General features: G+C 62.9%; 23 protein-coding genes. 8 read left to right on the forward strand and 15 right to left on the reverse strand.

What is annotated here, in order from left to right; all coding sequences use genetic code 11:
- Positions 1–29: 29 nt before the first annotated feature.
- From lepB to AC1KAR_RS05335, 14 genes are all read right to left on the reverse strand, one after another.
- Positions 30–995, reverse strand: a complete 966-nt coding sequence (lepB, locus tag AC1KAR_RS05270) for a signal peptidase I (RefSeq protein WP_480315243.1) — start codon at positions 993–995, stop codon at positions 30–32.
- Positions 995–2,803, reverse strand: a complete 1,809-nt coding sequence (gene lepA, locus AC1KAR_RS05275; protein WP_480315245.1) for a translation elongation factor 4 — start codon at positions 2,801–2,803, stop codon at positions 995–997. Before lepA ends, lepB begins: the two co-directional genes overlap by 1 nt.
- Positions 2,804–3,320: 517 nt before the next feature.
- Positions 3,321–4,748, reverse strand: coding sequence for a Do family serine endopeptidase (locus AC1KAR_RS05280; protein WP_480315247.1), 1,428 nt, complete (start codon positions 4,746–4,748; stop codon positions 3,321–3,323).
- Between the two features lie 75 nt (positions 4,749–4,823).
- Positions 4,824–5,846, reverse strand: coding sequence for a MucB/RseB C-terminal domain-containing protein (locus AC1KAR_RS05285; protein ID WP_480315249.1), 1,023 nt, complete (start codon positions 5,844–5,846; stop codon positions 4,824–4,826).
- A 20-nt stretch (positions 5,847–5,866) separates the two neighbouring features.
- Positions 5,867–6,469 (reverse strand): sigma-E factor negative regulatory protein, encoded by a 603-nt coding sequence (locus AC1KAR_RS05290; RefSeq protein ID WP_480315251.1) that lies wholly within the window; start codon positions 6,467–6,469, stop codon positions 5,867–5,869.
- Between the two features lie 72 nt (positions 6,470–6,541).
- Positions 6,542–7,150 (reverse strand): RNA polymerase sigma factor RpoE, encoded by a 609-nt coding sequence (rpoE, locus tag AC1KAR_RS05295; protein WP_480315253.1) that lies wholly within the window; start codon positions 7,148–7,150, stop codon positions 6,542–6,544.
- Positions 7,151–7,654: 504 nt separating this feature from the next.
- Positions 7,655–8,899: a beta-ketoacyl-ACP synthase II gene (gene fabF, locus AC1KAR_RS05300; RefSeq protein WP_480315255.1), complete on the reverse strand. Its 1,245-nt coding sequence runs from the start codon at positions 8,897–8,899 to the stop codon at positions 7,655–7,657.
- A 16-nt stretch (positions 8,900–8,915) separates the two neighbouring features.
- Positions 8,916–9,155 carry an acyl carrier protein gene (acpP, locus tag AC1KAR_RS05305; protein WP_201805636.1) on the reverse strand — a complete coding sequence of 80 codons (240 nt, stop codon included), beginning with the start codon at positions 9,153–9,155 and terminating at the stop codon, positions 8,916–8,918.
- 122 nt (positions 9,156–9,277) lie between these two features.
- On the reverse strand, positions 9,278–10,027 hold the full coding sequence (fabG, locus tag AC1KAR_RS05310; protein WP_480315257.1) for a 3-oxoacyl-ACP reductase FabG: 750 nt from the start codon (positions 10,025–10,027) through the stop codon (positions 9,278–9,280).
- Positions 10,024–10,965, reverse strand: coding sequence for an ACP S-malonyltransferase (gene fabD / locus AC1KAR_RS05315; RefSeq protein WP_480315259.1), 942 nt, complete (start codon positions 10,963–10,965; stop codon positions 10,024–10,026). Before fabD ends, fabG begins: the two co-directional genes overlap by 4 nt.
- A gap of 62 nt (positions 10,966–11,027) precedes the next feature.
- Positions 11,028–12,020, reverse strand: a complete 993-nt coding sequence (locus tag AC1KAR_RS05320; RefSeq protein ID WP_480315261.1) for a beta-ketoacyl-ACP synthase III — start codon at positions 12,018–12,020, stop codon at positions 11,028–11,030.
- Positions 12,017–13,126, reverse strand: coding sequence for a phosphate acyltransferase PlsX (gene plsX, locus AC1KAR_RS05325; RefSeq protein ID WP_480315263.1), 1,110 nt, complete (start codon positions 13,124–13,126; stop codon positions 12,017–12,019). Before plsX ends, AC1KAR_RS05320 begins: the two co-directional genes overlap by 4 nt.
- A 162-nt stretch (positions 13,127–13,288) precedes the next feature.
- Positions 13,289–13,471, reverse strand: coding sequence for a 50S ribosomal protein L32 (gene rpmF / locus AC1KAR_RS05330; protein WP_480315265.1), 183 nt, complete (start codon positions 13,469–13,471; stop codon positions 13,289–13,291).
- Between the two features lie 134 nt (positions 13,472–13,605).
- Positions 13,606–14,121, reverse strand: a complete 516-nt coding sequence (locus tag AC1KAR_RS05335) for a YceD family protein (RefSeq protein ID WP_480315267.1) — start codon at positions 14,119–14,121, stop codon at positions 13,606–13,608.
- 95 nt (positions 14,122–14,216) lie between these two features.
- On the opposite strand from AC1KAR_RS05335, the gene AC1KAR_RS05340 reads away from it, so the two are divergent.
- Both AC1KAR_RS05340 and AC1KAR_RS05345 read left to right on the forward strand, forming a co-directional pair.
- The gene (locus AC1KAR_RS05340) at positions 14,217–14,810 is read left to right on the forward strand and encodes a Maf family nucleotide pyrophosphatase (protein WP_480315269.1); all 594 of its coding nucleotides are present in this window, start codon (positions 14,217–14,219) and stop codon (positions 14,808–14,810) included.
- Entirely contained in the window at positions 14,807–15,571 is a 765-nt protein-coding gene (locus AC1KAR_RS05345) for an SAM-dependent methyltransferase (RefSeq protein WP_480315271.1), read from the forward strand. The genes AC1KAR_RS05340 and AC1KAR_RS05345 overlap by 4 nt, the downstream gene beginning before the upstream one ends.
- A gap of 13 nt (positions 15,572–15,584) precedes the next feature.
- Here AC1KAR_RS05345 and AC1KAR_RS05350 read toward each other — a convergent pair whose 3' ends face one another.
- Positions 15,585–16,988, reverse strand: coding sequence for a DEAD/DEAH box helicase (locus AC1KAR_RS05350; protein WP_480317763.1), 1,404 nt, complete (start codon positions 16,986–16,988; stop codon positions 15,585–15,587).
- Positions 16,989–17,170: 182 nt separating this feature from the next.
- On the opposite strand from AC1KAR_RS05350, the gene rfbB reads away from it, so the two are divergent.
- The 6 genes from rfbB (at position 17,171) to AC1KAR_RS05380 (ending at position 22,046) form a co-directional block, all read left to right on the forward strand.
- Positions 17,171–18,238 (forward strand): dTDP-glucose 4,6-dehydratase, encoded by a 1,068-nt coding sequence (rfbB, locus tag AC1KAR_RS05355; protein ID WP_480315273.1) that lies wholly within the window; start codon positions 17,171–17,173, stop codon positions 18,236–18,238.
- Entirely contained in the window at positions 18,235–19,131 is an 897-nt protein-coding gene (rfbD, locus tag AC1KAR_RS05360; protein WP_480315275.1) for a dTDP-4-dehydrorhamnose reductase, read from the forward strand. Before rfbB ends, rfbD begins: the two co-directional genes overlap by 4 nt.
- A gap of 21 nt (positions 19,132–19,152) precedes the next feature.
- Entirely contained in the window at positions 19,153–20,046 is an 894-nt protein-coding gene (gene rfbA, locus AC1KAR_RS05365) for a glucose-1-phosphate thymidylyltransferase RfbA (RefSeq protein ID WP_480315277.1), read from the forward strand.
- A gap of 2 nt (positions 20,047–20,048) precedes the next feature.
- Positions 20,049–20,606 carry a dTDP-4-dehydrorhamnose 3,5-epimerase gene (rfbC, locus tag AC1KAR_RS05370; RefSeq protein WP_480315279.1) on the forward strand — a complete coding sequence of 186 codons (558 nt, stop codon included), beginning with the start codon at positions 20,049–20,051 and terminating at the stop codon, positions 20,604–20,606.
- Positions 20,607–20,679: 73 nt separating this feature from the next.
- Positions 20,680–21,024, forward strand: coding sequence for a MarR family EPS-associated transcriptional regulator (locus AC1KAR_RS05375; protein ID WP_480315281.1), 345 nt, complete (start codon positions 20,680–20,682; stop codon positions 21,022–21,024).
- A 41-nt stretch (positions 21,025–21,065) separates the two neighbouring features.
- Positions 21,066–22,046, forward strand: a complete 981-nt coding sequence (locus tag AC1KAR_RS05380) for an NAD-dependent 4,6-dehydratase LegB (RefSeq protein WP_480315282.1) — start codon at positions 21,066–21,068, stop codon at positions 22,044–22,046.
- The last annotated feature ends 1 nt before the right edge of the window (position 22,047 follow it).

Below are 22,047 nucleotides of genomic sequence, written 5' to 3' on the forward strand. Positions count from 1 at the left end.
TAGATGACGTGGTGTTGGATCGCGGGGCGTCACTTGAATGAACCAATGCGCCCGAGGTTACCGAAATTCATCCACACGAAAAAGGCTCTGCCCACGATATTCTGGTCCGGCACGAAGCCCCAGAAGCGCGAGTCTTCAGAGTTGTCGCGGTTGTCGCCCATCATGAAATAGTGGCCCGCCGGTACCTTGCAGGTGACGCCCTCGGCACTGTAGCGACAGTTCTCCTTGAAGGCGTAAGCGTCCGTGGGCCGGATAAACGAAGGCCGCTGCACATCCACCAGGATGCGATGGTCGACCGCACCCAACTTCTCGCTGTACTGCTTGAAGTAGCTCGTGCGATCGTCGTCGTAGAACTCGGGCAATGCCTGCGTCTCGACCAGTTTGCCGTTGAGGTACAGACGCTGGTTCAGGTAGGCGACCTCGTCACCCGGTACGCCGACGACACGCTTGATGTAGTCCACGCTCGGATTGATGGGGTAGCGAAACACCATCACATCGCCTCGCTCTGGGTTGTTGAGGTCGATGATCTTCTTGTTGATCACCGGCAGGCGAATGCCGTAGTGGTATTTGTTGACCAGGATCAGGTCACCGATCAGCAGCGTGGGGACCATTGATCCCGAAGGGATCTTGAACGGCTCGAACAGGAACGAGCGCAACAAGAAGACGACGAGGATCACCGGGAACAGCCCGGCCGTCCAATCGAGCCACCAGGGTTGGGCCTGCAGCGACTCGCGCGCCGCGCTGATGTCGCCGTCGACCTTCGCGATGCCTTTGCGAGCCAGTTCGTCGCGGCGCGCGGCGTCATGCTGTTCGAGCGTGCGAACCGCCTTGGCTCGCGCAGGAGCGAAATAGAAACGCTCGGCCAGCCAATAGACCAGCGTCACGACCGTGAGGACAAACAGAAGCAGGGAGAAGTTCCCAGTCCACTTGCCCATGTACCAGCCTCCCAAATAGACCGCGAGGAGGGCATACAGCAAACCAGTCAAAGAACCCATCAGTCGTCCACTTGGAGGATGGCCAAGAACGCTTCTTGCGGCACCTCGACGGAGCCGATCTGTTTCATGCGCTTCTTGCCTGCCTTTTGTTTTTCGAGCAGCTTGCGCTTGCGGGTGATGTCACCGCCGTAACACTTGGCAATGACGTTCTTGCGAAGGGCTTTGATTGTCTCACGCGCAATGATGTTGGCCCCGATGGCACCTTGCACCGCCACGTCGTACTGCTGGCGTGAGATCAACTCCCGCATCTTGGCAACAACAGCCCGCGCCCGGTACTGGCTCTGGGCTCGATGGACGATGATCGAGAGCGCGTCGACGCGGTCGCCATTGAGCAGGATGTCGACCTTCACCACATCGGAAGCGCGGTACTCCTTGAACTCATAGTCCATGGAGGCATACCCACGCGACACGCTCTTGAGCTTGTCGAAGAAGTCCAGCACGATCTCCGCGAGCGGCATGTCGTAGGTCAGCATCACCTGACGGCCGTGGTAGGCCATGTTGAGCTGCACGCCACGCTTCAGGTTCGCAAGCGTCATCACCGGGCCGACGTAGTCTTGCGGCATGTACAGATGCACCGTCACGATCGGCTCGCGAATCTCGCGGATCCTGCCCAGGTCAGGCATCTTCGAGGGGTTCTCGACCTGGAGCAGCTCGCCGCTGTTGAGCTCGACCTCGTAGACAACGGATGGCGCGGTGGTGATCAGGTCCTGATCGAACTCGCGTTCAAGCCGCTCCTGGACGATCTCCATGTGCAGCAGGCCCAGGAAGCCGCACCGGAAGCCAAAACCCAGTGCCTGCGACACCTCAGGCTCGAACCGCAGCGAGGAGTCATTAAGTTTCAGCTTCTCCAGGGCGTCGCGCAGCTGGTCGTATTCGCTGGCCTCGGTCGGATAGAGGCCCGCAAACACCTGCGGCTGTATCTCCTTGAACCCCGGCAACGCCTCCTCGGCCGGGCCGAGGTTGTTGGGGAGCTTCTTCTCGACGGTGAGGGTGTCGCCAACCTTGGCCGCCTGCAGTTCCTTGATCCCAGCGATGACGAAGCCGACTTCGCCAGCCTTCAGGGAGTCGCGTGACAGCGACTTCGGTGTGAACACCCCAAGCTGCTCGGCGGCGTAGGCAGCCTCGGTGGCCATCATCTTGAAGCGCTCGCCCTTCTTCAACTCACCATCGACCACGCGGACCAGCATGACCACGCCCACATAGTTGTCGAACCATGAGTCGATGATCATGGCGCGCAGCGGCGCCTGGGCATTGCCCTTGGGTGGCGGCATGCGAGAAATCACGGCCTCGAGGATGTCGTCGATGCCTTCGCCCGTCTTGGCGCTGCACGGAATGGCGTGCTCGGCGTCGATGCCGATCACATCTTCGATCTCTTCCTTTGCGCGAGCCGGGTCGGCCTGCGGCAAGTCCATCTTGTTCAGGACCGGGACCACTTCCACCCCCAGATCGAGCGCGGTGTAGCAGTTGGCCACGGTCTGGGCTTCGACGCCCTGGCTCGCGTCGACCACCAACAGAGCGCCTTCGCAGGCCGACAAGGAACGGCTCACTTCATATGAGAAGTCCACGTGCCCGGGTGTGTCGATCAGATTGAGCTGGTAGGTCTTGCCATCGCGCGCCAGATAGGTGAGCGCGGCAGTCTGCGCCTTGATGGTGATGCCACGCTCGCGTTCGATGTCCATCGAATCAAGAACCTGCGCCTCCATTTCGCGATCGCTCAAGCCGCCGCAGCGCTGGATCAGACGGTCGGCGAGCGTTGATTTGCCGTGGTCGATGTGGGCAATGATGGAGAAATTGCGGATGTGATCCATGCGAACTGCTGTGTGCTCGTCGAGAGCCCCTGCACCGCGGTCATGCCGCACCTGCACAGAAGCAAAGAGGCCTTGGCGCGGGTCGGGGGTGCGTTGCGCGAGGCGTCGCGCTGAGGCTGATTGAGGCTAAAAAAAAGGCACGTCGAATCTTTGACGCGCCTTCCAACAAAACGTATGGCAACTGCTTGTTGGGCTTTCATTGTAGCCAAAAGGGTCCGGCTGAAAACCGCGCCATTGCTTGATTTCGCGTCGTTGCAGGCCGCCAACATGAAAATCCATCAACAAGTTATCCACAATTGCTTGTGGGTAGCTTGGGGATAGTTTGAAGGACCGCAACTTGTTGCTAACAGTGAGGGTAAACGCAGCCAGAGTTTAGCAATTGCATGCCGAGTCGGGATGAATCCACCAACAAAGCGAGCACACACAAACTTTTCAGAGACCAGCGTTTCGGCCCTGAATATTTTTCCTACCCAAGCCCCCAAGCAATGCTCGACTTTGAGCCAACAGGGGTTGCGCTTCACTTCAAGACTGGAATCCGAAGGAACTGCGCCCACTCTCCGCGCAGGACCGTCACCGGAAGCGACCGGCCTTTGTCGAGCTTCGCAACGGCAGCGTCGAACTGCTTGATATCGCCGACATCGGTAGTGCCCACGGCAAGAATCACGTCACCCGTCCGCAAGCCGACCGCCTCAGCCCCAGCGGACACTGCAGTCACACGAACACCCGACACACCACGCGCAGCCTGCCGTTCGCTGTCGGACAGATTCGCCACCGTCAAACCCCAAACCTTCGCCGATGCCGAGGTACGCGCGTCGCTGCTCTCAGCACGCTCGCTGGCCACAACCTGAGGATTGAGTTCCCCCAGGTTCGGTTTGAACTCCATCAACTTTCCTCGACGACTGACCTGTAGGGCGACCGTCGTACCCGGCTTGATAACGGCCAGAGTGCGGCGCAAGTCCACGGCACCGTCTACCGCTTTGCCGTTGACGGACAGCACCACATCACCGGGCTGGATGCCGACCTTGTCCGCCGGACCGCCCGGCACCACCTGTCGTACGAAGGCGCCCTTCGACTTGCCCTTGTTCAGCCCGTACTCTTCAGCCAACTCGCGCGGCACATCCGTCGGCTGGATTCCCAGGTAACCACGCACGACGCGTCCAGCCGCTTTCAATTGATCGGCGATGCGCATGGCTTCGTCGATCGGGATCGCGAACGAGATACCGACAAAGCTGCCAACCGGGCTGAGGATCTGCGAATTGATACCCACCACCTCGCCCCGAACGTTCATGAGTGGCCCGCCCGAATTGCCGGGGTTCACGGCCACGTCTGTCTGGATGAAGGGAATATCCAGACCCGTCTCTCGCTGCTTGGCACTGACGATGCCAGCGGTCACCGTGTTGTCGAGCCCGAAAGGCGAACCGATGGCCACGACCCATTCACCCACCCGAAGACGGCTCACGTCGCCAATGCGCAAGAGCGGCAGGCCAGTGCCCTCGATCTTGACCAGCGCCACATCGGTGCGCTCGTCGGCTCCCACGATCTTGGCCTTGAACTCGCGCTTGTCGGTAAGCGTGACGTAGACTTCCGTCGCACCGTCGATCACATGCGCGTTGGTCATGACATATCCGTCAGCGCTCAGGATGAATCCCGACCCCTCGCCACGCGGCACCTCGTCGTTACCCTGCAGCGTGGGGGAACGGCGCCTAAACGGGGAACGCGCCCCTTCGGGGGCCCGCTCGGTGGTGCGAATGTTGACGACGGCAGGACCTACTCGCTCTACCAAGTCGGCGAAATCTGGCAATTCGCGCGCCTGCGCAAGGGCCACAGGCGGCACAAATGCGGCCGCAAGCAAGACGATGCCTGTCGCCAGGATCCAAACGGCGACCTGTCGCTGAAGGGCACGCTGGCCGCAAACGGCAGCACGGACGGAAAAGCCTGCACGCATACGATTCCCTCGATCCTGAATGAACTGACTCCCTGCCTCGATCGAACTGCGCTCACCGGCAGCCCGGGGCGACTGTTATTTTCGGCGCTCCACCGCTTTCGCGAATTGCCGCAACGTGGCCGGAGGTACATCGCCCATCACTGTGACCCACCAGTCGCCTTCGCGATGCATCATGGTCTGGGTGGCACCGAGCGACGCCGCCATGGGCCGGCCATGGCGCTCCGGGTGATAAGGCTCGATGAAAATCGACACGAAGGTGAGCCCGTCCGAAAAGACGGCCTGCAGCAACTGACTGGATGCGGATGGCGCCGCGTCGGGCGCACCGTCGAACTGTCGCTTCACGCAGCTGACCATCTGGAAGCCAGGCACCTTGGCCTTGATCGACCATCCTTCGGCCTCCAGCTTGGCTGGTGCCAACATCGGCTTGACCACACGGAACCCGTCGAGTCGCTTGATCGGTTGGGTGATGGCCTCGGGTTGGGCACGCACACCGATCTCCACATCCGAAAACGCAGACGATTCGAGCACTTCACCGCGCTCTCCGAGCACCTCGGTGCGCAAGAGAAGGCCCGTGGCTCGCTCGGACCAGAGCCGATAGCCGAAGCGCAGCTTGTCGCGCGGCTTCAGCAAGAGCACGTTGGCTTCATGGCCTGCCACACGCTCCACCGACATGGGCTTCAAGTCGTAGTACTCCTGAACGCGCTCAGCCCCGGCCTGCAAAAGCCCGGGAAATGACGTCATCTGGTCACGCTGCTCGACCACCGCCACGCGCCGCTTGGGCCAGACGGTGTGAACCACGTTGTTGTGACGGAAGACGTTACGCACCTGCCCGTCGAGCGATTCGATGCGCTCGAACTGGTCGCGGCCCTCGCAGTAGTGCGCGATTCGGGTGCTGGCCACTGCGCCTCCGGCACTGACGACAACCGTGCCGGCGAAGTTGCTCGTGTTGGCCGCATTCTGGATGCGAGTCAACCAGGCGCGAGTCTCTCGCGCCTCGACGAGAGGATCACCACTCGCAAGCGCGCTCTGGCCGCGGGCAAGCGGAACAAACGCAATCGTGGCAAATGCAAAGACGACGGCTGGCAGGCGCAACAGCATGGGGTATGAGGGCGTGGAACTCAGCGTCCGGCGTTGGTGGCGGCCGCGTTGCGCAGGAAGCCCGAAGGACCACCGGGAAGAGAGCTACCGCCGAACTTCTTGTGGGCAGCCAAGTACTCGTCGAGGCGCACATCACGGATCAACTGCCCGTCGAGCACGATCGGAGATTCGCCAGTGATGCCAGAGGCACCACCCGCCGATACGGGGACGATCCCCGGCGCAATAGCCGGCGCCTGCGCAAAGCCTGCGTCAACCTGCGGACCAGTCGGGGTGCCTGGCATCTGCGTCACCACCAGGACCCCCGCCACGGCCATGAACCCTGCAGCAACTGCCACTGACGCCGCCCACTTGCGAGGCGGCCTCGTGGCCACGCTGGGTGACGCGGGAGCCGCCGCAGGCGCGAGCACCACCGGCTCCTGCGCCAGCCGTTGACGAAACGCTGCCATGAAGCTTGCGTCGTGACCCGCGTCAGTGGCCAGATCGTCCGAGCGGAGAACATCCCCGATCAGCTGATAGGCATGCCACGTGGCTCGCGCTTCGCCGCTGTCGCGCCATTGGCCGAGGGTCCGACCAACGGCCGACACCTCCAACTCGCCATCCATCAGCGCAGACAAATCAGCCATCGTCGGCCGTTCACTATCAGACCGTTGAGACATCGCAACCTCCAGCACACAAACTCTTGACCACAAAAACACTCACCATCGCTCACCGTCCCGCGTATCCAGCAAGGGGCGCAAGCGTTGGGCGATGGCTTCACGCGCGCGAAATATCCGCGACCGCACGGTACCGATCGGGCAATTCATGACCTCGGCAATCTCTTCATAACTGAGGCCTTCGATCTCCCGCAACGTGATGGCCTGGCGCAAGTCTTCAGACAGCGCCTCGATGGAGGCGTTCACGGCAGAAGCAATCTCCTTGCTCGCCAGCATGGCATCGGGGGTTTCGCTGTGGCTTAGTTCAGTTTCGACGACGGAAGTTTCATCGTCGTCAGAACGCCCCAAACGTGCCGATTCCGTCACGATCGGGTCACGCTTCAGATCGACCAGCGCCTTCTTGGCCGTGTTGACGGCAATGCGGTAGAGCCAGGTGTAGAACGCGCTTTCCCCACGAAACTGGGGGATCGCGCGGTAGGCCCGGATGAATGTTTCCTGCGCGATGTCAGGCACCAGGTCGACATCACGCACCATGCGACCGATGAGTCGTTCAATGCGCCGCTGGTACTTGACCACCAGCATCTCGAACGCCTTCACGTCGCCGAGTTTCACGCGCTCGATCAGCGGGGCATCTGCATCAGTGGCGGACATTCGACGGCTTCAGAACGGCGCCGCAGTGGGCAGGGAGAGAGGTCGGGCGCAATATACCGTAGCGCGCAACGCGTGCCATTCGGTCTCGTGTCCGCGGCGCTGCACCGGCAGCCAGACGTGTCGGGCCTGTGCCAATGCGGTATCGGGTACGAACCGAAGAAGCATCCAGCCGCCCAGATCGAGAGCTACCGTCAAACGACCGACCGTGGGTTCGTGACCCGCGGTTGACGCTGGGCCAAGGTGCCAATTCTGGGTATCCCATCGCAGGCTTGAAGGCTTCAGGCGTCGGAAGTGCCTCAACGAAGCTGCTCCACAGCCAAGCAAGACGGCGAACGACGCCGCCAGCGCCAAAGGGTAGACAGGCGCTGCGCGCAACGCCCAAGCACACAGTACGGATGCGCCAACACCAAGGATGGCAGACACGGCAATCCGCCATACGCCGAAACGGCGCACAACCATCTGGAAGGGAGGTGCTGCGTGCATGCCCGCCGATCGGCGGCGGCCTCAGATGCGCTTGAAGACCAACGTGCCGTTGGTGCCGCCAAAGCCGAAGTTGTTCTTCACCGCATAGTCGATCTTCATGTCACGCGCCGTATTGGCGCAGTAGTCCAGGTCGCACTCGGGATCCTGGTTGAAGATGTTGATGGTCGGCGGAGAAATCTGCTTGTTCACCGCCAAGGTGGTGAACACCGATTCGATCCCACCCGCGCCGCCGAGCAAGTGGCCGGTCATCGATTTCGTCGAATTGACGACAAGCTTCATTGCGTGGTCGCCGAACGCCAGCTTGATCGCGTTGCTCTCGTTCACGTCACCCAGCGGCGTGGACGTGCCATGCGCGTTGAGGTACTGAACCTGGCTGCCATCGATGCCTGCATTGCGCAGAGCAGCCTTGATCGAGCGCTTCGGGCCATCGACGTTGGGGGCAGTCATGTGGTACGCGTCGGCCCCCATGCCAAAGCCGGCCAACTCAGCGTAAATCTTTGCACCGCGCTTCTTCGCGTGCTCGTACTCTTCGAGGACCAGCACGCCGGCACCTTCGCCGAGCACGAAGCCGTCGCGATCCTTGTCCCACGGACGCGATGCAGTCTTCGGATCGTCGTTGCGCGTGGACAGCGCTCGTGGAGCGGTAAAGCCACCGATGCCCAAAGGTGAAATCGTCGACTCGGCACCGCCGGCAACCATCACATCTGCTTCACCGTATTCGATGATGCGCGCCGCCTGCCCGATCGAGTGCAAGCCGGTCGTGCATGCCGTCACGATGGCCAGGTTGGGGCCCGTGAAGCCGAAGCGGATCGACACGTGGCCCGAGATCATGTTGATGATCGATGCAGGCACGAAGAACGGCGAGATGCGACGCGGACCGCGCGCGGCGTAGTCGGCGTGCGTCTCTTCGATCATCGGCAAGCCGCCGATGCCTGAACCCACCATGCAGCCGATGCGCTCGGCCTGGTCTTCGCTCAGCTGGTCGCCTGTCGGGAGGCCGGCATCACGCACAGCCTGGATCGAAGCGGCTACGCCGTAATGGATGAAGGTGTCCATGTGGCGCGCTTCCTTGCCGGGAATGTAATCCTCGACCTGGAAGCCCTTCACCTCACCCGCGAACTGGCAGCTGAAAGCCGACGCGTCGAACCTGGTGATGGTGTCGATGCCGGAGCGGCCGGCAACGAGATTGGCCCAGCCTTCTTCCACCGTGTTGCCCACGGGGCTGATCAGCCCCAGACCGGTGATGACGACGCGGCGACGAGACATGGACAACTCTCCGGGATCAGGCCTTCTGATGCTTCAGCGCGTAGTCGATCGCCAACTGGACAGTGGTGATCTTCTCGGCTTCTTCGTCAGGAATCTCGATGCCGAATTCATCTTCCAGCGCCATGACCAGTTCCACCGTGTCAAGCGAGTCGGCACCCAAGTCGGCCACGAAGGCCTTCTCATTGGACACATCGGCCTCAGGCACGCCGAGTTGTTCGGCAATGATCTTCTTCACACGTGCTTCGATATCGCTCATGACTCCTCCAGGAGGGTTTACTTAAACAGCCCGAGATTCTACGGCCTATGGGGTGTCTGCTCTAAGACACCCTGACGCGTGCCGGTCGGGCGTGGGAACCGGTTGGAAACGAACAGGAAAGCTCAGTTCATGAACATGCCGCCATTGACGTGCAGCTCTGTTCCCGTGATGTAGCCAGCTTGCGGCGAGGCAAGAAACGCCACCGCATGCGCAATGTCAGTCGCCTGGCCCAGGCGCCCCAGCGGAATCTGGCCGAGCAAGGCGCTGGTCTGCTGCTCCGACAGTTTCTTGGTCATGTCGGTTTCGATGAAGCCCGGGGCGACGCAGTTGACGGTGACACCACGACTACCCAGCTCGCGGGCGAATGCGCGAGTCATACCGGCCACTCCCGCCTTGGCCGCCGCGTAGTTTGCCTGACCCGCGTTGCCATTCGCACCGACCACCGACGTGATGTTGATGATGCGGCCATAGCGCTGCTTCATCATCGGGCGCGTTGCCGCGCGGCTCGTGCGGAACACCGCCTTGAGGTTGGTATCGATGACCGCGTCCCAGTCTTCATCCTTCATGCGCATCGACAGCATGTCGCGCGTAATGCCGGCGTTGTTGACCAACACGTGCAAGCCACCGTACTCCTTGACGATGGCGTCGATGGCGGCATCGACGCCGGCGCCATCGTTCACATTGAGGCACACACCTTTGCTGCCCGGGAACGCACCCAGGGCATCTCCAATGGCCTGCGCGCCAGCCTCGGTCGTGGCGGTGCCGATGACCTTCAAGCCCCTGCTGCCCAACTCGACCGCAATGGCACGGCCGATGCCACGCGACGCGCCGGTGACAAGCGCCACTTGATCAGACACCTGAATTTCGCTCATGCCAGTTGGCCCTTTGCTTCGGCCAAAGTGGCCGGGTCGAACATCGCGAGGCCGGTCGCCTCTGCGTCAATGCGCTTGACCATGCCGGCCAGGACCTTGCCGGGCCCGCACTCGACGATGGTCGAAATGCCTCGCGCACGGATGGCCTGAATGGTCTCGACCCATCGCACGGCACCATACGACTGGCGGTAGAGCGCATCGCGTATGGCCTGCGGATCGGTTTGAACCGCTACATCGATGTTGTTGATGAGGGGGATCTTGGGGGCGGCAATCGCGGTATCCGCGAGGCGGATCTTGAGTTGCTCCGCAGCAGGGCGCATCAGGCTGGAGTGGAAAGGCGCTGAAACGGCGAGCGGCAAGGCACGCTTGGCGCCCTTCGCCTTGAGCACCTCGCACGCGCGATCCACAGCCGCCTTGGTGCCCGCGATGACCGTCTGCTTGGGATCGTTGAAATTCGCCGCCTCCACCGGTTCGCCCGCAGCGGCAGCCGCTTCGGCGCACCCTTCGATCACTGTCGAAGCATCGAGGCCGAGGATGGCCGCCATCGCCCCCTGCCCGACCGGCACAGCCTGCTGCATGGCCTGCGCGCGAAAGCGCACAAGCGGCAAAGCCTGCGCAAGGTTCAACGAACCTGCGGCCACAAGCGCGGTGTATTCACCCAAGGAGTGGCCTGCCACCACGGCCGGTTGCGCACCTGTCTCGGCCAACCAGGCACGCAGGCACGCCACGCCGGCAGTCAACATGTACGGCTGCGTGTTCGTGGTGAGATCAAGAATGTCTTTGGGGCCTTGCTGCACGATGCCAGCCACGTCTTCACCGAGTACCTCGGAGGCTTCGGCGAGGGTCTCGCGCACGGCAGGGTGATCTCCCCACGCGTCGAACATCCCGACAGACTGAGAGCCTTGGCCCGGAAACACAAACGCAAAGGGAGTTGTCATTGGCAACGCTTTCTTGGACGTACGTAGGGCGACGATGAGATCGATCGCGAGCCGTCGGCCGCTCAGAAGTCGAGCAGCACAGCACCCCAGGTGAAACCACCACCCACGCCTTCGAGCATGAGCGTGTCACCACGCTTGATGGAACCCGAGCGCACCGCGGTATCGAGCGCCAGCGGGATCGACGCGGCCGAGGTGTTGCCGTGCTCATCGACCGTGACGACAACCCGCTCGAGAGGAAGCTTCAGCTTCTTGGCCGTGCCATGCATGATCCGGATGTTGGCCTGGTGCGGGATCAGCCAGTCGATGTCGGCCGCGGTCCGCCCCGCCTTCTGCAGAACCGAGCGCGCCACCTCTTCGAGGACACCCACCGCCAGCTTGAACACGGCCTGGCCGTCCATCTTCAGGAAGGGCAATCCGAGAATCTCGCCGCCGGACACGGCACCGGGCGTGCACAGGATGTCGACATGGCGCCCGTCGGCGTGCAACTCCGTAGCGACGATGCCCGGCGTGTCGCTCGCTTCGAGGACGACTGCACCCGCGCCATCACCGAACAGCACGCATGTGGTGCGGTCGTTGAAATCGAGCAGCCGGGAGAACACTTCAGAGCCGATCACGAGCGCCTTGCGAGCGGCGCCGGTGCGAATCATCGAATCGGCAATCGTCAGCGCGTAGACGAAGCCCGAACACACGGCCTGCACATCGAAGGCCGCGCAGCCCTGGATGCCAAGCTTGCGCTGGACGATGCAAGCGGTCGACGGGAACACCATGTCCGGCGTGGACGTGGCGACGATGATCAGATCGATTTGCGATGCGTCAACGCCCGCCGACGCAAGCGCCTGCTGCGCCGCATTGACAGCCAAGTCGCTGCCGGGGACGTCGGGCTCGGCGAAATGGCGTGCGTGAATGCCGGTGCGCGCGACGATCCAGTCATCGGATGTCTCGACACCCTTCTCTGCAAGCTGGGCAGCAAAGTCGGCATTGCTCAGGCGCTTGGGGGGCAGGTAGCTGCCCGTGCCGGCGATGCGCGAATAGCTGGCTGGAAGTGGTGATGTCATGCAGCGAGGGCGTCACCAGGATTCGTCGGATCGTCGGCGGCGTTGGAGCCGGACGGCATCGCCTCGAGCGTCTCGAGAATCTGGTCGTGGACCCGTTCAAGCAAACAATTGCGGGCCGCATCATAAGCCCGATTCAAGGCCCCTTCGAACGCAAAGGCGTCGGCGGAGCCATGGCTCTTGAAGACCAGCCCACGTAGCCCCAGCAAGGCCGCTCCGTTGTAGCGGCGAGGGTCAATTCGGCGCTTCAGGCTGTTGAGCACCGGCAAGGCCGCCACGGCCGCCAGCTTGGTGAAGATGTTGCGGCCGAACTCCTGCTTGATGAAGCCCACAAGGGTGGCGATCAAGCCTTCAGCGGTCTTCAAGGCCACGTTGCCGACAAAACCATCGCAGACCACGATGTCCGTCGTGCCCTTGAAGATGTCGTTTCCTTCGACATTGCCGTAGAAGTTGATGTGCTTGCCTTGCGCTGCCTGGCGCAACAACTCGCCCGCTCGCTTGATGGTCTCGCTGCCCTTGATGACTTCTTCACCGATGTTCAAGAGGCCGACGCTCGGGTTCTCCTTGCCCTCGACGGCCGACACCAGCGCGCTGCCCATGACGGCGAACTGCAGCAGATGTTCAGGCGTGCAGTCGACATTGGCGCCCAGATCGAGCACGGTGGTGTAACCGTCGCGCTCATTCGGCATCACGGTAGCAATGGCAGGGCGGTCGATGCCTTCGAGCGTCTTCAGCAGATAGCGCGCGACCGCCATGAGCGCGCCGGTGTTGCCTGCGGACACGCATACGTGAGCGCTCGCTGGCGCGCCATCTGCGCCAGCCTTGAGTTGATTCAGAGCAACCCGCAGCGACGAATCCTTCTTGCGTCGCAAAGCGACTTCGATCGGGTCGTCCATCTCCACCACCTCGCTCGCAGCGACGATGGTGCAGCGATCCCACTTGGCAGCCGACGCAAGTGCGTCCGGCTTGCCCACGAGGATCAAGTGGGCCTGAGGGTGAGCGTCGAGGAAGGCACGACAGGCCGGCAACGTCACCGAGGGGCCGAAATCCCCCCCCATGCAGTCGACGGACAAGCGCACGAATTCGATGGGCTTCACATGGGATGTCATGAATGCCACAAGACGAAAGAATGCGCGCAAGCACGCGCAGAAAAGCAAACACCCGACGCTGCAACGGCTTGCAGGCCGGGTGGAGGTGTCATTTCAAGCATCAGAGGCGTACGCGAGGAGTCGCGATCGGGCACCTGAAGGCACCCTGCCCCGCCACGACGATCAGGCGTCGGCCTTGGTCTTGAGAACCTTGCGCCCACGGTAGAAACCGTTGGGGCTGATGTGATGGCGCAGATGCGTCTCACCGGTGGTCGGCTCGACAGCCGTGCCCGGGGTGGTAAGGGCATTGTGTGCACGATGCATGCCGCGCTTGGAAGGCGACTTCTTGTTTTGCTGAACGGCCATGGAAAACTCCTTAGATCTCCTGCAGCTCGCGCTCTCACATTGGGAGCACAGGAGCCAGGGGGTAGGTGCCAGTGTTCGGCACCAGAACGGAAAGCCTGCGATTCTAGCATGGGCCAGCCGCGTTGTGTCTTTCGTCAGTTGGGGAGGCTGCCCCTCTTGAGGGCTGCCAATGCAGCAAACGGGTTCGGCACACCCTCACCCTCTTCGAGCTCAGGGTCGGCGCCCGGGACAGGCAATGGTGCCGGGCAGGTTTCATGACGCGGAACGAGCGGCAGGGAGAGCAGCAACTCGTCCTCGATCAACTCGACCAGATCGAGGGCTCGCGTCAGGGCCAGCACGTCATCCTCGCTGTCCGAATCGAGTTCGGCCGCGGTGTTTTCACCGTGAACGAACTGGAAAGACCGATTTGCCTCGACGACCGAGCCGACCGGCGACAGGCAGCGCTGGCACTCGAGGTTGACCTCGGCCGATGCCTGAACATGAAGCCAGACCTCGCCCGCCGCACCGCGCACCGGTCGCAACTCGCCGCGGGCGCTCCACCGGGCTGCCTGGGCCTCTTCCGGCAAAAGCGTCGACGCAGACAGGCGCTCCAGCGCAGACAGCGGCCACGCGCCCTCCAGGCTGGCACCAGCCTTTGCGAAGGCCTCCACGTCCAACTTGGCGGGGTCGAACTCACGAGATTTCATGGGCCGAAGTGTATGCCTCGCCCTGCAAGGCGAGGGCGACTGGAGGGAGAATCCCGGCCATGACCTCGCGCCCTGCTTTGATACTCGGATCGACCTCGCGCTACCGGCAAGAAATGCTGCAACGCCTGCGAATCCCGTTCGATATCCAATCCCCCGAGGTCGATGAGACGCCGCTCGACCGCGAGAACCCGGCCGCGCTCGCGCAACGCCTGGCCTTGGCCAAAGCCCGTGCCGTGGCACAGCGCTTCCCTGCCGCCACGGTCATCGGCTCCGATCAAGTGGCAGACCTGGCCGGCCAGCCCCTCGGCAAACCGGGGACGCACGATCGCGCGGTCGAGCAACTCCGCGCGATGCGCGGTCGGGCCGTGGTGTTCCAGACTGCCGTTGCCGTCGTCAACCTGAACCGCAGCTATGAAGGGGTGGCCCTGGTCCCGGTCACTGTGCGGTTTCGCGACCTGAGCGATGCCGAGATCGAGCATTACCTGCGCGCCGAGCAGCCGTATGACTGCGCCGGCAGTGCCAAGTCGGAAGCACTCGGCATCGCCTTGCTGACAGCCATCGAGTCCGACGACCCCACCGCCCTGGTGGGCCTGCCACTGATCAAGACCTGCGAGCTGCTTCGCGCGGCCGGCATCGACCCTCTGCAGCCATGACTTCGCCACGCGGCAAACTCGTGCTCGTCCCCAACACGCTGGATTTCGGCGTTTCGGCTGACACCGACCTTCAGCACGTCTTGCCACTCGGCGTGCTTCAAACGGCCGCACGCCTGAACCACTGGGTCGCCGAGAACGCGAAGACCACACGCGCCTTCCTCAAGCGCGTCGGGGCGTCCGTGCCGCTGGACCGTGCCTTGCAGGATGTGTCGATCGTCGAGTTACCGCGCCCAGCCAAGGGCACCCGCACGCCCGCCCCCGCCGACATTAAGCCGCTGCTGGCCCCTGCGCTCGAAGGCCACGACGTCGGGCTGATCTCGGAGGCCGGACTCCCCGCAGTGGCCGACCCCGGCGCGGCGGTCGTGCAGGCGGCCCACACGATTGGCATCGAAGTCCTCGCACTCAGCGGCCCGAGTTCGCTCGTGCTGGCCTTGGCCGCCAGTGGGTTGAACGGACAGAGTTTCGCCTTCGTCGGATATCTGCCGACGGACGCAGGCGCGCGCAGTCAACGCATTCGGGAGCTCGAGGCACTGTCTCGGCGTGCAGCGCAAACGCAATTGATGATCGAGACGCCCTACCGCAACGAGGTGCTCGTTTCCGCGCTTGTCTCGCACCTGCGCGGTGACACGCTGCTCTCGGTCAGTTGCGGTCTGACCTTGCCGACGGCCTGGACCCGCACGGCGACGGTGACGCAGTGGAAGAGTTCGCCCAGGCAACTGCCAGACGACGTGCCCGCGGTCTTCTGCCTACTTGCGCGCTGACGCGCGCCGACCATCAACTCGACGACTTGCCGCCGAACAGCGCGGCGACCTTCTTCTTGGGCTTGATGTTCGGAGACAGCCCCCGAGAGGGCGTCGGCGCCGCCGCCTTTACTTCCCAAGCTGGAGCCTCGGTAGGAACGCTTGGCTCGTAGGGCTTGTCGAAGAACGGATCGCGCGGCGCCTTCGAAGGCTGGGCATAGCTGCGCATGGGGCGACGCGGCTCATTGGCATCGCCGTCCTCGCGGGCACGGCGCGGCCGCTCCACATGCATCGGACGCGCGTCGTCCAACTCGAGGGCTTCGAGCTCGACCTTCTTCTTGATGAGCTTCTCGATGTCGGACACCAGGCGGGCGTCATCGCGCGTGACCAGCGTCACCGCGAGCCCGGAGGCGCCGGCCCGGCCGGTACGCCCGATGCGGTGCACGTAGTCCTCGGCATTGAACGGCACGTCGAAATTGAAGACGGCTGGCAGGTCGGCGATATCGAGACCGCGCGCTGCCACGTCGGTACACACGAGCACATCGACCTCGCCGCGCTTGAAGGCATCGAGCGCCTTCAGGCGTTCATCTTGCGACTTGTCTCCATGCAGCGCATTGGTCTTCAAGCCATCGCGCTCCAGCGAACGCGCAAGCCGCGCGCAGCCGAGCTTGGAATTGACGAACACGATGGCCTGGGTGATGCCACGCTCCTTGAGCAGTTTGATCACCGCTGGGCGCTTGTCGTCGGAGGTCACGCTGTAGAAGCGCTGTTCGACCGTCGAAGCCGTTGCGTTCGGACGCGCCACCTCGACCAGCACAGGGTTCTGCAGGTAGCTCTCGGCCAGGCGCTTGATCTCGGGCGAGAACGTGGCAGAGAACAGCAGGGTCTGGCGCTGCTTCGGCAAGTAGCTCAGGATACGCTGCAAGTCCGGCAGGAAGCCGATGTCGAGCATGCGGTCGGCTTCGTCGAGCACCACGTACTCGACCTGGTTCAACACGCAGTTCTTGGCCTCGATGTGATCGAGCAACCGGCCGGGGGTGGCCGTCAGCACCTCGATGCCGGTCTTGAGCTCCAGCGTCTGCGGCTTCATGTCGATCCCGCCGAACACCACCATGCTGCGCAGCTTGGTGTGCTTGGAATACGTCTTGATGTTCTTGGCCACCTGGTCAGCCAACTCGCGCGTGGGGGCGAGCACCAGAGCGCGCACGGGGTGGCGCGCCGGCGAGGCGCTGCTGTTCTCGTGCTTGAGCATCTTGTGCAGCAGGGGCAGAGAGAACGCCGCGGTCTTGCCGGTGCCGGTCTGCGCCGCCCCCATGACATCACGACCCGACAGGACGATGGGAATCGCCTTGGCCTGGATCGGCGTCATCGTGGTGTAGCCGGATTCGGCGATGGCCCGCTCCAGCACCGGCGACAGGCCGAGAGAGGCGAACTCCATGGTGGCCGGCGCGACAGGTTCGGCGTTGGGTTCTTGCGCTGCCGCGAGACCGAGGGGTTCAAGTGCTGGTTGGGTCATCCTACGATTATCCCCCGGGCCGTGAATACCCTTGGAACGCAGCTCCGCGACACTAGAATCCGGTCGTCCAAGCCGGTCGAAACCCCTCTACCCGAGCCACACTCATGATTCTTGTCACCGGCGGCGCCGGCTTCATCGGCGCGAACTTCGTTCTGGACTGGATTGCCGCCACCGGCGAGCCGGTCGTCAACCTGGATGCCCTCACCTACGCAGGCAACCTGGAGACCCTGAAGTCGCTGGAAGGCGATGCCAGCCACGTTTTCGTGAAGGGTGACATCTGCGACCGCCCCCTGCTGGACAAGCTGCTGGCTGAGCACAAGCCACGCGCCGTGGTTCACTTCGCGGCCGAAAGCCATGTCGACCGCAGCATCCATGGCCCAGGTGCTTTCGTGCAGACCAATGTGAACGGCACCTTCGCGCTGCTCGAGGCAGCCCGCGGTTACTGGATGCAGTTGCAGGGCGCCGAGAAAGATGGCTTTCGCTTTCATCATGTCTCGACCGATGAGGTCTACGGCTCGCTGAAGCCCACCGACGCGCCCTTCACTGAAACGCATCCCTACGAGCCCAACAGCCCTTACTCGGCCAGCAAGGCGGCCAGCGATCATCTCGTGCGTGCCTGGCACCACACCTACGGCATGCCGGTGGTCACCACCAACTGCAGCAACAACTACGGGCCTTATCACTTCCCCGAGAAGCTGATCCCGCTGATGATCGTCAACGCGCTGGCCGGCAAGCCGCTGCCGGTGTATGGCGATGGCCAGCAGGTGCGCGACTGGCTCTACGTCAAGGACCATTGCTCGGCCATCCGCGAGGTGCTGGCCCGCGGCACGCTCGGCGAAACCTACAACGTGGGCGGCTGGAACGAGAAGCCCAATATCGAGATCGTCAAGACGGTCTGCGCCCTGCTCGACGAACTCAAGCCCGACCCGGCTGGCAGCTACACACGCCTCATCACCTACGTGACCGACCGCCCAGGCCACGACCGCCGCTACGCCATCGACGCGCGCAAGCTCGAGCGCGAGCTGGGCTGGAAGCCCGCCGAGACCTTCGAGACCGGCATCCGCAAGACGGTGCAGTGGTACCTCGACAACACGGATTGGGTGAAGAACGTGCAAAGCGGTTCGTACCGCGAATGGGTCAGCCGCAATTACGCTGATCGGGCAACCTCATGAAGATCCTGTTGCTAGGCAAGAACGGCCAAGTGGGCTGGGAGTTGCAGCGCGCACTGGCTCCGCTTGGGGAAGTGATTGCGCTTGATTTCGACAGCCCCGGACCGCTGAGTGGCGACTTCTCTAAACCCGAATCGCTGGCTGCAACCGTGCGAGCGGTCGCACCACAGATCATCGTGAACGCCGCGGCGCACACAGCGGTCGACAAGGCCGAGAGCGAGCCCGAGCTGGCGCGCGCCATCAATGCATCTGCCGTTGGGGTGCTGGCCCGCGAGGCGGCGGCCAGCGGCGCCTGGCTTGCGCACTACAGCACCGACTACGTGTTCGACGGCAGTGGAAGCACACCTTGGCTCGAAGACTCACCCACCGGCCCGCTGAGCGTCTATGGCCAGACCAAGCTCGAAGGCGAAGAAGCCATCCGGGCCAGTGGCGCAAAGCACCTGATCTTTCGCACGAGCTGGGTCTATGCCGCACGCGGCGGCAACTTTGCCAAGACCATGCTGAAGCTGGCCAAGGAGCGCGACAAGCTGACGGTGATCAACGACCAGTTCGGCGCCCCCACCGGTGCCGAACTGTTGGCCGACGTCACCGCCCACGCGCTGCGTGTTGTGCAGCAGCAACCCCTGCTCGCCGGCACTTACCACGCGGTGGCGGGCGGCGAGACCACCTGGCACGGCTACGCCAGCCACGTGATCGAGTTCGCGCGCGCCGCAGGCCAGCCGATCAAGATTGCGGCGGACGCGATCGCGCCCGTGCCGACCAGCGCCTTCCCGACCCCGGCCAAGCGGCCCGGCAACTCGCGCATGAACACCCGCAAACTGCAAGACGCTTTCGGACTCACCCTGCCGCAATGGCAATTAGGTGTTGAGCGCATGCTCACCGAAGTGCTCACCTGAACTCCGAAACACACGCACACGATGAGCACCCCCCCCACCCGCAAGGGCATCATCCTCGCCGGCGGCTCCGGCACCCGGCTCCACCCGGCCACGTTGTCGATCAGCAAACAACTGCTGCCGGTGTATGACAAGCCGATGGTCTATTACCCGCTGGCCACCTTGATGCTGGCCGGCATCCGCGACATCCTGCTCATCAGCACGCCCCAAGACACGCCGCGCTTTGAAGCGCTGCTGGGCGACGGCACGAAGTGGGGCGTCAACATCAGCTACTGCGTGCAGCCCAGCCCCGATGGTTTGGCACAGGCCTTCATCCTGGGCAAGAACTTCGTCGGCGGAAAGCCGAGCGCTCTTGTTCTGGGCGACAACATCTTCTACGGGCACGACTTGCAAGGCTTGCTGCACTCTGCCGCAGGGCGGGATAGCGGTGCCTCGGTCTTCGCCTACCACGTGCACGACCCCGAGCGTTACGGCGTGGTCGCGTTCGACGCGAACAGGCGGGCACTGAGCATCGAAGAAAAGCCCAAGGCGCCCAAGAGCAACTACGCCGTCACCGGCCTGTATTTCTATGACGAGCAGGTGTGCGACATCGCGGCAAGCATCAAGCCTTCGCCACGCGGCGAGCTCGAGATCACCGACGTCAACGCCCGCTACCTGGATCAAGGCCAGTTGAACGTAGAGATCATGGGCCGCGGCTACGCATGGCTCGATACCGGCACGCACGACAGCCTGCTCGAAGCCGGCCAGTTCATCTCGGTGCTCGAGAAGCGACAAGGCCTCAAGGTCGCCTGCCCCGAAGAGATCGCCTACCGCTCAGGGTGGATCACCGCCGAGCAACTCGAAGCCATGGCTCAACCGATGCTCAAGAACGGCTACGGCCAGTACCTGATGCAGATCGTCAAGACGCAGGTGTTCTGAACATGAAGGTAACCAAGACAGCGATCGAGGGCGTGCTGATCCTCGAACCCAAGGTGTTCGGCGACGAACGTGGCTTCTTCTTCGAGAGCTTCAACCAGAAGGTGTTCGACGACGCCGTCGGGTACGAAGTGAAGTTCGTACAAGACAACCATTCGCGTTCCGCCAAGGGCGTACTGCGCGGCCTGCACTACCAACTCCCGCCGCACGAGCAAGGCAAGCTGGTGCGCGTCACGCAAGGCAGTGTGTTCGACGTGGCGGTGGACATCCGCGCCGACAGCCCTACCTTCGGTCAGTGGGTGGGCGTGGAGCTGACCGGGCAGAACCATAAGCAGTTGTGGATCCCGGCCGGGCTGGCGCATGGCTTCCTCGTCACCAGTGACAGCGCCGACTTCCTCTACAAGACGACCGACTACTACGCCCCGGCCGCCGAAGGCTGTGTGCGGTGGGATGACCCGAAACTGGCCATCCCCTGGCCGCTCGACGGCCTGGTGCCCAGCCTTTCAGGCAAGGACGCGGCCGCACCGCCGCTCGCCGACCGCCTTCAAAAGCTCGGCGGCTGACCTGGGCAAGGGTTTTCCCGCCCCTAGAGCGCAGGTATCATCCGGCGCGTTCATCGATTGAACGCACTCATGGATGACCAACGACAACCTCGACTACCAGTTGCTCAAGGAGCTGGCGAAAGAACCCACTGCCAGCCAGCGCAGCCTCGCCAGCCGCTTGGGCATCAGCGTGGGCAAAGTCAACTACTGCCTGCGCGCGCTGGTCGACAAGGGCTGGGTCAAGGCCAACAATTTCCGGCGCAGCGACAACAAGTGGGCATACACCTATCTGCTAACACCACAGGGCATTGAAGAGAAGCTGTCGCTGACGCGCACGTTTCTAGCAGCCAAGGAAGCTGAATTTGAGCGCCTACAGGTCGTGATCGCGCAGCTCCGCTCCGAGATCGATCGCGCGAACCTGCCCGAATCAAATTCCTGAAAGCCCTTCACGATCTTCTTCTCACGCCACCCAACACCCCAATGTCAAAAGTTCTCGTCACAGGTGCCGACGGATTCATCGGCTCCCACCTCGTCGAATTGCTGCTAGAGCAAGGGCACGAGGTACGCGCGCTGTCGCAATACAACTCCTTCAACTCCTGGGGCTGGCTGGAAGACATCCCTCGCATCAAGGACATCGAGGTGCTGAGCGGCGACATCCGCGACTCCCACTACTGCCGGCACATCTCACGGGGCGTGGACACCATCTATCACTTGGCTGCCCTGATCGCGATCCCGTACTCCTACATCGCCCCCGAGAGCTACGTCGACACCAATGTGCGTGGCACCTTGAACATCTGCCAGGCCGCACTGGACAACGGCGTCAAACGCGTCATTCATACGTCGACCAGCGAGGTCTATGGCACAGCCCGCTACGTCCCGATCGACGAGAAGCACCCGCTGCAACCACAGTCTCCCTACAGCGCGTCGAAGATCGGCGCCGATGCGATGGCGATGAGTTTCTTCAACTCCTTCGGTCTGCCACTCACGATCGCGCGACCATTCAACACCTACGGCCCTCGGCAATCAGCCCGGGCGGTGATCCCGACCATCATCACGCAGATCGCCTCGGGCGCGAAGCAGATCAAACTGGGAGACACCACACCCACGCGTGACTTCAACTACGTGGCCGACACCTGCCGCGGCTTCCTGGAGCTGGCCCACTGCGCTCCATCGACCGGCGAGACCGTCAATATCGGCTCCAACTACGAAATCTCCGTCGGCGACACGCTGAACCTGATCAAGGAGCTGATGGGCAGCGACGTTGAGTTCATCACCGATGACCAGCGCATCCGACCGGAGAAGTCCGAGGTCTTCCGCCTGTGGTGCGACAACTCCCGCATTCGTGCGCTGACCGGCTTCGAGCCGCGTCACGACATCCGCGACGGCCTGCAGCGCACCATCCACTGGATGACGCAGCCGGCCAACCTGGCCAAATACAAGGCCCACATCTACAACGTCTGAG

It is taken from the genome of Piscinibacter sp. PDB1-1 (assembly GCF_056675995.1).